We start from the raw sequence: 13,143 nt of genomic DNA on the forward strand, positions 1-13,143 counted from the left end.
AGAACTTGGTGTCGATGTTGGTCCCACATAGTAGCTGATAAATCCAATGATCATCAAGACTACAAAAATAAAGAGAATGAGTTTGAGCATTCTCATGGTTTATCCCCTCCCACTCATCTAACTTATCATATCTAGAAGAAGCGCTACCTAAAATTTACATAAAAAAAGACAAAAGCGATTCATCACTTTTGTCTTCTTCTCTTTATTCTGTAATCACTGTATGAATCAAAGTCGGAGCATCAGCATGGTCAGCGATGCGGATGTTGTCATAAATTTTCTCCATGACATTCGCAACATCTTCACGATTTGCATGCAGCGTCACGAGAGATTCACCTTTTTCTACACGATCGCCTACTTTTTTGTTGAGCATGATGCCAACAGATAGATCGATATCGTCTTCTTTTGTTGCACGTCCTGCTCCAAGAATCATCGCTGCAACACCGATTTCGTCTGCGACGATTTCAGCGATCACACCTGATTCTTTTGCCGGCACTTCGATTTGATAAGGTGCTTGTGGCAGTTTTTCCGGTTGATCTACAATCGAGCCGTCTCCACCTTGGTTTTCTAAAAATTCCTTGAATTTCTCAAGTGCTTTGCCGTTTTTCATGACTTCAATTAGCTTTTCTCTTGCTTCATCAAGTGTCTCTGCTTTTTTCGCAAGAACGACCATTTGACTTCCTAATGTGAGCACAAGCTCGTTTAAGTCTTCAGGGCCTTCGCCTTTAAGCGTGTCAATCGCCTCTTTCACTTCAAGGGAATTTCCAATCGCTAATCCTAGCGGCTGAGACATGTCTGAGATGACAGCCATCGTTTGTCTGCCAACATTATTTCCGATACGAACCATTGCTTTTGCAAGCTTCTCAGAGTCTTCAGGTGTTTTCATGAAAGCACCTGCACCTGTTTTCACATCTAATACGATTGCATCTGCGCCAGCAGCGATTTTCTTACTCATAATCGAACTTGCAATGAGCGGGATTGAGTTAACAGTTCCTGTTACATCACGAAGGGCATACAGTTTTTTATCAGCAGGTGTCAGGTTGCCTGATTGTCCAATGACCGCTACTTTATGACGGTTCACCAGTTCGATGAACTCGTCTTTTGTAATTTCAACGTGGAAGCCTTTGACTGCCTCTAACTTGTCGACTGTTCCACCCGTATGTCCAAGACCACGCCCAGACATTTTTGCAACAGGTACATCAAGTGCTGCAACAAGAGGAGCGAGTACAAGCGTTGTTGTATCGCCTACACCGCCTGTTGAATGCTTGTCTACTTTAATGCCGTCGATAGCAGACAGGTCAATTGTGTCCCCTGAGTTTGCCATAGCGAGTGTTAAATCTGCACGTTCTTGATCCGTCATATCTTGGAAGAAAATCGCCATCGCCAAGGCACTTGCTTGGTAGTCAGGAATTGTTCCGTCCGTATAACCTTTGACAAAGAAAGAAATTTCCTCTGAAGATAATTCTTTTCCGTCACGTTTTTTCGCAATGATATCTACCATTCTCATTGTTTTCACCATTCCTTTTTTAGTTTAGTAAATCAAACCGACAACGCCTGCTGTTAAGAAGCTGACGAGTGTTGCACCGAATAACAGCTTTAATCCAAAGCGTGCGACAACGTTTCCTTGTTTTTCATTTAAGCCTTTCACTGCTCCAGCAATGATACCGATAGACGAGAAGTTCGCAAATGACACAAGGAATACAGAAATGATCGCTTCTGTACGAGCAGTGAAATGAAGACCGTCGCCAGATAGAGCAAGCATCGCTACAAATTCGTTAGATACCATTTTGGTCGCCATAATACTTCCTGCTTGTACCGCTTCACTCCAAGGTACACCAACAAGGAAAGCAAATGGTGCAAACACATATCCAAGTACATCTTGGAAAGAAACACCGATGGCAGCTGTGAAAATGCCATTAATCATCGCAATTAATGCAACGAATCCAATCAACATCGCAGCCACAACAATGGCTACTTTGAAACCATCCATAATGTATTCGCCGAGCATTTCGAAGAAAGATTGTCTTTCTTCTTCTACGACTTCAAGCATGTCTTCGTCTTTAGACACTTCATATGGATTGATGATAGACGCAATAATAAATCCACCAAATAGGTTCAGCACAAGTGCTGTAACAACGTACTCCGGTTTAATCATTTGCATATACGCACCGACAATGGACATTGATACAGTCGACATCGCAGATGCACACAATGTATAAAGACGCTGTTGAGGTAATAATCCAAGCTGCTTCTTAATGGAAATGAACACTTCGGATTGACCTAAAATCGCTGACGCTACGGCGTTGTAAGATTCTAGTTTCCCCATTCCATTGACTTTACTAAGCAAATACCCAATTCCGCGTACGATCAGCGGAAGGATACGCCAATGCTGCAGGATACCAATCAAGGCAGAAATGAAGACGATCGGCAGCAAGACATTGATAAAGAAAGTTGACGCATTATCATTCATTAAACCGCCAAATACGAAGTTGATCCCTTCACCAGCATAGCCTAGAAGCATTTGGAATCCTTTTGCAAAGCCCCCGACTAGGAAGTTCCCAACACCTGTATTGAGCAGAATATAACCTAAAATAAATTGCAGTACAATCATGACAATGACTGGACGGAATTTCACTCGCTTTTTCCCGTTACTTGCCAGCCATGCAATGGCGAGAATCACCAGCAAACCGATAATACCAATGACGTATTTCATGTTTTTCCTCCTTGAATGAATTCGTTTACATTAATGTGCTTGTATGGAACAAACCCTATTTCGCAAACAAATTGCGGAAGAAAATCCCAGAAATGAGATCCTTCCGCATATGACTTTTTCATCATCTAATGAGTCATGATTGTTATCCTACCATAGGATCGTATGAATTAATAGTCTTTAGAAGGAGCTGATTGATCCCCTTTAATAATGGAAACGCCTGCACTGGCACCAATACGGGTTGCGCCTGCAGCTGTCATCGCTTCTACGTCTTCTTTTGTTCTTACGCCGCCTGATGCTTTGACACCGATGTCAGGTCCAACTGTTTTACGCATTAATGCGATGTCCTCAGCTGTTGCACCGCCTGTACTAAATCCAGTCGATGTTTTGACGAAATCAGCGCCAGCTTTTACAGAAAGTTCACAAGCTCGTACTTTCTCTTCATCTGTGAGTAAACAAGTTTCAATGATGACTTTCACTAAGGCTTTGCCTTTTGCTGCGTCTACAACGGCACGAATATCTTGTTCAACTGCATCATATTCGCCATCTTTCAATGCCGCAATATTGATGACCATGTCCACTTCAGTTGCACCGTTTTCAATGGCATCCTTTGTTTCAAATGCTTTCACTGCTGTTGTGTTTGCACCTAACGGGAAACCGATGACTGTACATACATCAACGCCTGTTCCTTCTAGTTCTTTCGCCGCAAGAGATACCCAAGTTGGGTTCACACAAACGGAAGCAAATTGATATGTCTTTGCTTCATCTAGTAACTGCATGATCGCAGCTTTAGATGTATCTGGTTTTAGTGCTGTATGATCAATGAGCTTTGCTATTGTCATGATTCACACTTCCTTTTAAATATGATACTTTCATCTTAAATGACTATTGAACAATTGTAAATATAGTTATGAAATTTTGTTCATCTATTTTGTGACATTTAAAAGAGCTCTTGCTGTGTGCTGATCGATCATCAATACGTTCGCATATTTTCCTCTCAGCGCCCCATGGATAGAGGCAACCTTTCGATGTCCACCAGCAACAAGAATGGAACGCTCTTTTGTTCTCAAATCATCCAGCTCCACACCGATTGTGCGATTGTTAATCGCTTCACTGCAAATGCGTCCTTCTTGATCATAAAAACGCGAACAGATATCTCCAACACTGGATGTCTTGAGCAGCGCCTTTTCTTCTTCACGGAAATAACCAAGCCTAAACAAAAGCGCCTCATCTCTTACCGTCCCAACAGTAAACACAGCGATATTTGCCTGTTTGCCCATTTCAATAATGCGCTGAATATGTCTGTCCTGTTCGACCATCTCTTTAACGGCGGCACTATCGAACACAACAGGCAGTGGCAAATAGCGTGGTGCCGTTTGAAAAGCTGATGCAAACAGCTGGATCGTTTCCGCAGAATATGTATTCACATGTGAATGGCTGATTCCGCCTTTCAGCTGAACAACTTCTACCCCTTTTACCTGTTTAGGTTGCATCTTTTGAGCAATTTGATACATCGTGGTGCCCCAGCTCACTCCAACGATATCACCGTCTTTCACCGTATTCTGAAGATAATCTGCACCAAACCGGCTCAAGTAATCCGTAATCGTTGGATAATCGTCCTTTGGCGAAAATACCACATGAGCCTCGAGCAGATCATATTTTTCTTTCAGCAATAAGGACAGCTCATTTAAATCCTCAAATGGGTCCATCACTGTAATTTGGACGTACCCTTTTTCCTTCGCATACTGAAGCAGACGAGACACCGTTGGCCTCGACAGGTCAAGCTGCTTGGCGATTTCCTGCTGACTGTAATCAGATAAGTAATAGAGCCTTGCTGCTTCAATACTTAATTGCTGTTTCTCCCGATCCATTCGTACGCCTCCTTTTTTCCTCTATCATAACAAATTGTTCACTTCACCATGCACAAATGTTCATTTAAAGAAAATGGTGTAAGCTGCGTGAAAGGTCTCTTGCTTCTCTAAGGTTTGAATGCCGAATTTCTCCTTATACTGCCCGTTTGTCCCTTCCATATCAGCGATCCCATACCAAGGCTCAATACAAACAAAAGGAGCCATTGTTCCCTTTTCTTGATCATATGGAGACCAAATACCAACGAACGGAAAACCACTGAGATCGACCTCAACGCCGTGACCTGCTTGAGAAGTCAATGATACTTGATCAATATGACTAAAGATCATTGCATCGTTCTGAAAAAGTTCTGGGCGAAGTTGAATCGGCTCAAACTCAACACCTTTCTCCTTCTCTCTCACAAGTGAATCATGAAGTTCATATTGAACTGGATCATGTTCGGTGGAAGGTATCAATGTGAGTGAATAATCATCTGTCTGCTCGCCTTCAACAAGCGGGACATGAAATGCCGGATGTCCACCAATCGAGAAATACATCGTGCCATCTCCTTCATGAACAATTTCCCAGGAAATCGTTAGTCCATTTTCCGACAGTGCATAACTGATGCGCGCTGTAAATTCATACGGATATTGTGACGTGTGACGGCCATTTGATTGATATTGAAAAATCACCTGATCTTTTGCTTCTTCAAATAGTTCAAAATCAACATCACGCAAAAATCCATGCTGCGAGAGTTGATACGTTTGATCGTCTATCTTGTATTGATCATCCTTCAACCGTCCGACAATCGGAAATAAGACGGGCGACACCCTGCCCCAATAAGCAGGGTCACCAGACCACATATATTGACGTCCACTTTCTTTATGAAGCACCTCTCTCACCTCGGCACCTCTCTCATTGATTTGAACCAATAACAGATCATTTTCAATCGTTCTCATTCAACACATCCCCTTTCCTTCTTCTTTTATTATGACAGGGATTTTCGGTTTGAGTATAAAAATAAGAATCCCTCAAGCCTTAGAATGTTTCTTCATATAAAAAAATTTAAAAAAAGACAGAAATTCGCCAACAAAATGTAATGCTGATTCGTCTAATCTTATATAAAATAAAAGAATCGTTGTTCTTTTGGAGTAACAACAAAAAAGACGCGTTTGACATTGATGGGGGATTCTTTTTCATGAACAGCAAGGAAAACCGTTTACGTTACATATTAGGATTAGATGGTCTGAGAGCTGTTGCCGTTTTGGCGGTCATTGCTTATCACTTACATATTGAACCCGCAAGCGGCGGGTTTCTTGGCGTTGATTTGTTTTTTGTGATTTCTGGTTACTTGATTACAACCATCTTGCTGCATAAGCAGGATTTGGGCTATCAAGAGCTTCTGCCTTTTTGGATGGGCCGCATCAGAAGGCTGCTTCCAGCTGCCTACGTCATGATTTTTTTAATCGTCAGCTGGTGCGCCATTGCTGGTTCAAATGCATTAATGTCCATTCGTGGCGATGCCTTATCGTCCTTTTTTTATGTGAGTAACTGGTGGTATATTTTTCATCAGCTCTCTTACTTTGACAGCTTCAATGCTGTATCTCCACTAAAAAATTTATGGTCTTTGGCGATTGAAGAGCAATTTTATCTCATTTGGCCGGTACTGTTGATTGCTGGACTGAAATGGGTGAAAAATAGATCCCATCTTCCTATGATCACCTTTGGTCTGGCACTTGTATCTGCTTTATGGATGGCCATTCTCTATTCACCGGATACTGACCCGAGCAGGATCTATTATGGAACAGACACACGTGCGTTTGCACTCCTCATCGGGTGCAGTCTTGCATTTGTCTGGCCCATGCACAGACTTTCCAGCAGAAAATTACTTCCTATCGGCAGACGTATGTTACAAATAGCCGGATTCGGTTCGATGGTCATTTTCCTCTTATGTGTTTATGCAGTCGACGAATTTGACGGCTTTCTCTACCAAGGCGGTATGCTTTTATTCTGTTTGAATGCAGCGATCTTAATTGCGTGTGTCTGCCATCCTGCCAGTCTTATTGGGAAATGGCTGTCATTTCAACCACTCGTTTGGCTCGGAAAGCGGTCTTATGGCATCTACTTATGGCATTATCCAATTATCGTGCTGACCACACCGGTCATTGAGATTGGACAGCCTTCCATGGGACGTGTCACATTGCAGCTCATCGCAATTCTACTCATATCAGAGGCTTCCTATCGTTTGATCGAACAGCCGATTCGTAAACTCGGGTTTAGACACTATTTTGCCTCTTGGTCGATTTGGAAAACAGGAATCAAGCAATGGTCTATGTCCAATAAAGTGTTTCTTGGGATTGCCGCAGTCCTTTTGATTTTATTTACCATTGGCATGTCTAGCTCGTCTCATACATCCCCGCATGCGCAAGAAGTCACACAAATTAAGACAGCGCCCCAAAAGGCAGGCGGTCAGACAGAATCAAAAGTGAAGAAAAAGAAAGACAAACATGAGAAAAAAGCAGCGGATCCTAAACAATTTCACCAAGTTCTTGCCATTGGTGATTCCGTCATGTTAGACATTGCTTCAAACTTAGAAAAGGCCTATGAACCCATTACCATTGACGCAAGGGTCGGAAGGCAAATGAACGAAGCCATCCGCATCGCCCCTCAATATGCTTCTTTTAACAAGGCTGATGCCGCTGTTATTATTGAGCTTGGCACAAATGGTTATTTTACAGAGGGGACTTTGACCTCATTCATTCAACATTTCTCGAAGGCACATATTTTTCTTGTGAACACTCGCGTTCCAAGATCTTGGGAAAATGATGTGAATGCAGTCATTGAGCGTGTGGCCAATCAACACCACAATGTGAGCTTAGTCGATTGGCATTCAGCCGCTACCGGACAGCCATCCTATTTTCAGCCAGATGGTGTTCATCTTTCCACAAAAGGCTCTGACACATTGACTGAGCTCATTAAAGCCAGTATCAAGAAAAAAGGAGATGTGTCCTCGGCATCATAAGAAGACTAGCATCCTGTGAAGAGAGATTCAAAAAAGACATGCTTTCCTATGATTGGAGGCATGTCTTTTTTGTGATGGATGAGCACGGAGCTGCATTATGTTTTACTTTTAAAAGACCAAACGATGACAGGGATGAGAATTAACGATAAAATTCCTCCGCTTAAAGATAATGTAGCATAACTCGTATTCGCCATGACCATTCCTGAAAGGGCACCGCCAGAAGCACCTGCTAACGCAACAAAAACATCGAGTGTTCCTTGGGTTTTTGCCCGGTTTGATGGTTCTGTAGAATCCACTATTTGAGCAGTACCACTAATTAAACCAAAGTTCCATCCCAATCCAAGTAAAGACAAAGCAATGATTAATAGAACCATTGAATCACTTGGTGCGAATGCTGCTAATAAACCAGCAAGTAACAATGTGATGCCCGACGCTATGCTCATAGCTGTTCGTCCTAGTTTATCTACAAGTACACCCGTGATAGGTGAAGGAAGATACATGGCTCCTATATGAAAACCAATCACAATGCCCACTTCGGCTAATCCATGACCATGATGCTGCATATGCACCGGTGTCATGGTCATGAGTGCCACCATGACAATTTGAGTTAAGATCATCACTGTGGCACCTACTGTAAGCCCTTTTTTATCTGTTTTTTTATCAGCAGCATCTGGTTTATTTCCATGCCCATGTTCTGCTTTGTAAGTTGCTATTCTTCGGGCAATGTCTAATGGATCAGGACGCAGCAGAATAAAAAGGACAAGACCAGCTACAATAAATGCTACTGCTGATAAAATAAAAGGACCGGCAAGTGCTGGAACACCAATGGACACTGCAAATTTACCCATCACTTCAACTAAATTCGGACCTGCTACTGCTCCAAATGTTGTCATGACCATTGTTGTACTAATTGCAGTTGCACGCTGTTTAGAATTTGCTAAGTCCGTCCCAGCATAACGCGCTTGTAAGTTCGTGGATGTTCCTGCTCCGTAAATGAAGAGCGATGCAAATAATAAAATGACACTATTCATCATAGCTGCCAGCACAACGCCAATTGCTCCGAGCCCTCCAACAACAAAACCTGTCGATAAACCGATGCGACGTCCATAACGTTGCGAAAGCTTTCCTACAATGAAAGCTGACCCAGCTGACCCCAAAGTAAATAAAGCGATTGGGACTCCTGTATAGGCTTCAGTTCCAAGCATTTGTTGTGCTAAAATGGCACCTACCGTAATTCCTGCAGCTATTCCAGCCCCTCCAAATATTTGCGATAGACTGACAACGAACAATACTCGTTTATATAAATTTTTCAATTTTTGGGGTGAATCTATATAATTCTTCACTACATCTTTTTCTGTATCTAACACTTGTAAACACCCACTTGAGATTTATTTGCCCAATGTAACCATTATATCAGTTCCGACTACAATCCTTGATTTAAATCTCTTCCGCCTCTCGGCCATTTACATGGAGAGCAAGCGGTTGTTTTCGGATCATAGACACCTTGTTTTGAAATGGATCATGAATAAAGCGCCCACATGACTGACCTGTACTTTTGAGCTGATGCGTATCTTTTGTCGTTTTCTTTTATGCCGTTAAAAGGCTGGCTCTCAATGCTAGTGCGTGCTTTTCCTTCGTTTTTTGATCCACCAACGCAAAATCACCATTCTCATACGCTAATGAAAATAATTCTTCGATATGAAAAACACCTGCCTGAAACTGCTTGCTCAATACATGCAGTGCCACAGCACTGGCGACTTGAGCCGTTGCTTGAGACTCATCGCGACCTTTTATTCCAAGCGCTGCTCGATGAATTTCGTTACCCTTCATTCCTACCGCTTCCACTTTCACTGCATATTGATCTGTACCCATTTGAGCAGATTGAATCAGTGAAATGGCACGTTCCTTGATTTTCGGCATCGTGAGAAGGGACGTCATTCCGAGTTTCCTTGTGAGAGCAAATGCACGTGTCGCTACACCAGAATCAAAACAGAGCCTTGTTGTCACAGAAGGCACATGGAGCGTCGAAGGCAATGTTTGCTGGTCAGAGAAAGGGAATTGATAGGCTTGCCGCTTTCCAAACGTTTTGCCAAAATCAATGCGTTTCCCTCCAGTAAAACTTTTGACTTTCTTTCGCTGATGATTCTTCGTCAGCTCATAATCCGTATGCACATGATCAAGCGTCCATTCAATAGCTGCTTTTCCATGCTGGTCACCTAGCCCAAGCATGATACTAATATCAATTTGCTCCACAGAGGTCAGAATAGATGCCGCCTTCGCTGCAAGCAAATTGGTGAGACCAGGTGCAAGGCCTACACTCAGCACAGCCGTTGCGTTCAATTGCTGTTGATGGACCTTTGCTAGCTTCTCAATATAGGCTCCTTTTGCCGAAATATCGAGATAATCAATACCTGATCGTAAGCATGTTTCAGCAAATGACGTGTCATCTTGATCCAGACACATGATCACGAGTTTCGTTTCATCCATCCAGTCCGTATCCACTTGTTGTCTTACGTCTATCTGAAATGGACGTACACGCCCATTCGTTTGGCGTGCAAATTGTTCAGCCTTCTCATAACTTCGGCCAGCCGCAAAGACTTGCCCAGGATACACGTCACTTAATTGAAGACATATTTGCTGCCCCACATGTCCATAACCGCCTATCACCATCACTTTTGACCTCATTTTCCAACCGCCTTTCTATCGCCTCTTTTACAAACAATCCCTTTGATCATGCCCGCTTGAAAATAAGGTCTGATGTCTTGAAATCCTGCTTCGGTTAATTGTGCTGTCATCTTTTCTTCAGACACGGGATATGTTGTGACACCCAGCCTTTCTCGGAAGGACGTAAACACTTCCTTTCCCAAACCTTGACGCTTCATGAATAGAGAAAGCATATGAAGCTCCAGCTGAAATGTCGGCGTTTCCGGGTCTCCTTGAATAAATGCCAACACGAGAGGAGCACCTGGTTGAAGCCGGCGGGCGATCTCCTGTAAAAAGGTCAGCTGATCTTTTACAAAATGAATGACAAGCAAACTTACTGCTGCATCGTACGACTTTTCAACCGGCACTTTGTCTAAGGCCATCTCATACCATGTGACACGATCTTGCATATGAAGCTGTGCCACTCTGCGCTTGGCCATATCAAGCATGGTTGGAGATGGATCAACCCCTGTGATATGCCAGTCTTTATTTCTTTGAAGCATGTTGATGATCTCTTCGCCCCCACCTGCTCCGACTGTTAACATGCGAGAAGCCGCTCCCATTAATTCGATTTCTACTCTATCCACTGTCAGCTCATGCAAAAGATGATAGCCCGGTACTTTATGTGCAATTGTCGCTGCATAGGATTCAGCAACAGGATCATGCCAATGTTGATTTACACTCATATGTCTTCTCCTCCAGTTTCCTCTTTGCTTCGTTTCCTTTACACTAACGGTATGTTATCTTCATTGTAAGAAGATAGATGAGTAAAAACGATCCCTAAAAGTGGGGATATTGAGGAGGAGATCAAATGAACAATCCAGCCGCTCATTTTCAGCAGCTGAGAAAAAGCATTCGAGATGAACTTGCTGCTATCTGTGATTTTGATGCTGCCTGTATCACAACCATTGATCCAGCTACTCTCCTCTCGACGGGTTCTTTTACAGATGAACCGATTGAAGCCATACATAACGAGCTGTTTCAAAATGAATATTTAAAAAAAGATGTGCACCAGCATGAAGATCTAGCGAAAGGTCCTGTCCACGCTGCCAGTCTCGTCCAAAGCGGAGAATACACCAATAGTGGTCGATACCAGCACATTTTGTTACCTAACGGATGGGCAGATGAATTGCGGGCAGCCCTTGTGATTCAAGGTGAATGCTGGGGAATCGCCAGCCTTTATCGGAAAAAGGAGAAGGAACCTTTTCATGAACAAGATATACAAGCGGTTAGTCGTCAAACACCAGCACTCGCAGCCAAACTGAGAGATGAACTTTTTAAAAGAAGAGAAACGGAAGAAGATGAAACGGCGGAACACCAAGGCTTCCTCATTCTTTCACACGATTACCATCTTCTTTATGGAAATGAAACTGGACTTCATTGGCTCCACACCTTCCAAACCTTTGAGCAAATTCATGACGGTGCCATCATGCCCCGTCCGTTTAGAGCATTAGGTGCTAAGCTTTTATATGGCGGCGGTGACCAAACAGCGGTCAGCATCACCAGAATGCCGACAGGGCGTTTTCTCTCTCTTCAAGCATTTCGTTTAGCACAGGCAGCCGGGGAGGAAGAGGCTGTCATGATTCATATTAAACGAGCTCAAACAAGTGACATTCTTCCTTATATAGCGAAAACATATCGGCTGACAGAAAGAGAAATGAACGTCCTTGACTGCTTAATAAAAGGACAATCCACAAAAGAAATTGCCAGTACGTTATTTATCTCGCCTCATACGGTGCACGATCATGTAAAGGCGATGCTCGAAAAAACAAATTTGAACAGCAGACGTATGCTTGTTTACTTTTTCTCACACATATAAAAAAGCGGCTACCTCATTGGTAGACCGCTCTTTCTTTATTTTCCGATGACTCGCTCATGCAGGACATGTGCGACTCCTGCTTCGTTATTGGATTTTGTCACAACATCCGCAACTGCTTTGACATCTTCAATGGCATTTCCCATCGCAACGCCACAGCCCGCAAATTCTAGCATCGACACGTCGTTCCCATTGTCACCAATCGCCATCACTTCTTCACGAGAAATCCCAAGTTCATGCGCTAGAAGCTTCACGGCATTCCCTTTGCTCACATCAGGATGAAGAATTTCTAGGAAGAAATCTGTGCTTTTTACCATCATGTACTGATCCTTCACTTCAGATGGAATGGCTTGTATCGTCTTTTCCAAACGTTCCGGCTGATCAATATACATCATCTTCGGAAGTCTCATGGATAGGTCTGCCTCTTCGACAGGTAAATACTTAAGCGGCAATTTCGTTAAATACGATTCAAGTACCGTGTATTCACTAATATCCCGATTTGGTGTGTATAGATGAGCCGAATCGAAATAATGCATAGGTGTATCCAGCTGACGGCTCAGTTCATATAAAGAAGTCAAATCATCATAGGATAAAGTTAATTCTGATACGACTTCATTTGTATGGCTGTTTTGTACAAGCGCTCCGTTATAGGCGATGACATAATCCCCCTCTTGATCAAGCTGCAGCTCTTTTAAATAGCGATGCACCCCGCCAATCGGCCGGCCTGTACATAAAACAATTTTAACGCCTTCTGCCTTCGCCTGTTGAATGGCTTCAAACACCTCATCCGGCACCATATGCTGATCATTTAATAACGTACCATCCATATCAATTGCGACTAATTTATACATTCACTGCTCCCCTTTTCTCAGCAAAACGTGCTGTCACTATTTTGAGTGATCATCTACATGATCACATGCTATTCATCATACTATGTACCTATTTTAGCCTATCGTTTTTTTCTCACGCTGTCTACTTGTTCCTATCTGTAACAAAAAATCACTTCATCCTCATCTATTATAACCTATTCTATAGAATCCGCTGTGA

Annotated in this window: 11 protein-coding genes; 2 read left to right on the forward strand and 9 right to left on the reverse strand. The window is 42.9% G+C overall.

What is annotated here, in order from left to right:
- Positions 1 to 202 precede the first annotated feature (202 nt).
- The 5 genes from NSQ52_RS18700 to NSQ52_RS18720 all read right to left on the reverse strand — a co-directional run bounded on the left by NSQ52_RS18700 (position 203) and on the right by NSQ52_RS18720 (position 5,514).
- Positions 203 to 1,504 carry a pyrimidine-nucleoside phosphorylase gene (locus NSQ52_RS18700; protein WP_039164991.1) on the reverse strand — a complete coding sequence of 434 codons (1,302 nt, stop codon included), beginning with the start codon at positions 1,502 to 1,504 and terminating at the stop codon, positions 203 to 205.
- 24 nt (positions 1,505 to 1,528) lie between these two features.
- Positions 1,529 to 2,710, reverse strand: a complete 1,182-nt coding sequence (locus NSQ52_RS18705; protein ID WP_017358632.1) for a NupC/NupG family nucleoside CNT transporter — start codon at positions 2,708 to 2,710, stop codon at positions 1,529 to 1,531.
- Between the two features lie 167 nt (positions 2,711 to 2,877).
- Positions 2,878 to 3,549 (reverse strand): deoxyribose-phosphate aldolase, encoded by a 672-nt coding sequence (gene deoC, locus NSQ52_RS18710; RefSeq protein WP_096882069.1) that lies wholly within the window; start codon positions 3,547 to 3,549, stop codon positions 2,878 to 2,880.
- A gap of 84 nt (positions 3,550 to 3,633) precedes the next feature.
- On the reverse strand, positions 3,634 to 4,578 hold the full coding sequence (locus NSQ52_RS18715) for a sugar-binding transcriptional regulator (protein ID WP_007498020.1): 945 nt from the start codon (positions 4,576 to 4,578) through the stop codon (positions 3,634 to 3,636).
- A gap of 60 nt (positions 4,579 to 4,638) precedes the next feature.
- A complete protein-coding gene (locus NSQ52_RS18720) occupies positions 4,639 to 5,514 on the reverse strand; it encodes an aldose 1-epimerase family protein (protein WP_342473755.1) in 876 nt (291 codons plus the stop codon).
- A 239-nt stretch (positions 5,515 to 5,753) separates the two neighbouring features.
- Between NSQ52_RS18720 and NSQ52_RS18725 the strand changes: the two genes are divergently transcribed.
- Complete coding sequence (locus NSQ52_RS18725) at positions 5,754 to 7,577, forward strand: acyltransferase family protein (protein WP_047947041.1); 1,824 nt, start codon at positions 5,754 to 5,756, stop codon at positions 7,575 to 7,577.
- Between the two features lie 95 nt (positions 7,578 to 7,672).
- On the opposite strand, the gene NSQ52_RS18730 is transcribed toward NSQ52_RS18725, so the two are convergent.
- From NSQ52_RS18730 to NSQ52_RS18740, 3 genes are all read right to left on the reverse strand, one after another.
- Positions 7,673 to 8,944, reverse strand: coding sequence for an MFS transporter (locus NSQ52_RS18730; RefSeq protein WP_342473756.1), 1,272 nt, complete (start codon positions 8,942 to 8,944; stop codon positions 7,673 to 7,675).
- A gap of 220 nt (positions 8,945 to 9,164) precedes the next feature.
- The gene (locus NSQ52_RS18735; protein WP_342473757.1) at positions 9,165 to 10,262 is read right to left on the reverse strand and encodes a saccharopine dehydrogenase NADP-binding domain-containing protein; all 1,098 of its coding nucleotides are present in this window, start codon (positions 10,260 to 10,262) and stop codon (positions 9,165 to 9,167) included.
- Positions 10,259 to 10,966, reverse strand: a complete 708-nt coding sequence (locus NSQ52_RS18740) for a class I SAM-dependent methyltransferase (RefSeq protein WP_341018001.1) — start codon at positions 10,964 to 10,966, stop codon at positions 10,259 to 10,261. Before NSQ52_RS18740 ends, NSQ52_RS18735 begins: the two co-directional genes overlap by 4 nt.
- Positions 10,967 to 11,091: 125 nt before the next feature.
- On the opposite strand from NSQ52_RS18740, the gene NSQ52_RS18745 reads away from it, so the two are divergent.
- On the forward strand, positions 11,092 to 12,099 hold the full coding sequence (locus NSQ52_RS18745) for a LuxR C-terminal-related transcriptional regulator (protein WP_203143857.1): 1,008 nt from the start codon (positions 11,092 to 11,094) through the stop codon (positions 12,097 to 12,099).
- 35 nt (positions 12,100 to 12,134) lie between these two features.
- On the opposite strand, the gene yidA is transcribed toward NSQ52_RS18745, so the two are convergent.
- Positions 12,135 to 12,947, reverse strand: a complete 813-nt coding sequence (yidA, locus tag NSQ52_RS18750) for a sugar-phosphatase (protein ID WP_342473758.1) — start codon at positions 12,945 to 12,947, stop codon at positions 12,135 to 12,137.
- Positions 12,948 to 13,143 lie beyond the last annotated feature (196 nt).

The organism is Bacillus sp. FSL W8-1141, from assembly GCF_038593205.1.
Classification (GTDB): domain Bacteria; phylum Bacillota; class Bacilli; order Bacillales; family Bacillaceae; genus Bacillus; species Bacillus altitudinis.

Excerpts from the sequence above, each read along its gene's own strand:
- NSQ52_RS18700 (WP_039164991.1), bottom strand. The coding sequence starts at position 1,504 with ATGAGAATGGTAGATATCATTGCGAAAAAACGTGACGGAAAAGAATTA.
- NSQ52_RS18705 (WP_017358632.1), bottom strand. The coding sequence starts at position 2,710 with ATGAAATACGTCATTGGTATTATCGGTTTGCTGGTGATTCTCGCCATT.
- deoC (WP_096882069.1), bottom strand. The coding sequence starts at position 3,549 with ATGACAATAGCAAAGCTCATTGATCATACAGCACTAAAACCAGATACA.
- NSQ52_RS18715 (WP_007498020.1), bottom strand. The coding sequence starts at position 4,578 with ATGGATCGGGAGAAACAGCAATTAAGTATTGAAGCAGCAAGGCTCTAT.
- NSQ52_RS18720 (WP_342473755.1), bottom strand. The coding sequence starts at position 5,514 with ATGAGAACGATTGAAAATGATCTGTTATTGGTTCAAATCAATGAGAGA.
- NSQ52_RS18725 (WP_047947041.1), top strand. The coding sequence starts at position 5,754 with ATGAACAGCAAGGAAAACCGTTTACGTTACATATTAGGATTAGATGGT.
- NSQ52_RS18735 (WP_342473757.1), bottom strand. The coding sequence starts at position 10,262 with ATGAGGTCAAAAGTGATGGTGATAGGCGGTTATGGACATGTGGGGCAG.
- NSQ52_RS18740 (WP_341018001.1), bottom strand. The coding sequence starts at position 10,966 with ATGAGTGTAAATCAACATTGGCATGATCCTGTTGCTGAATCCTATGCA.
- NSQ52_RS18745 (WP_203143857.1), top strand. The coding sequence starts at position 11,092 with ATGAACAATCCAGCCGCTCATTTTCAGCAGCTGAGAAAAAGCATTCGA.
- yidA (WP_342473758.1), bottom strand. The coding sequence starts at position 12,947 with ATGTATAAATTAGTCGCAATTGATATGGATGGTACGTTATTAAATGAT.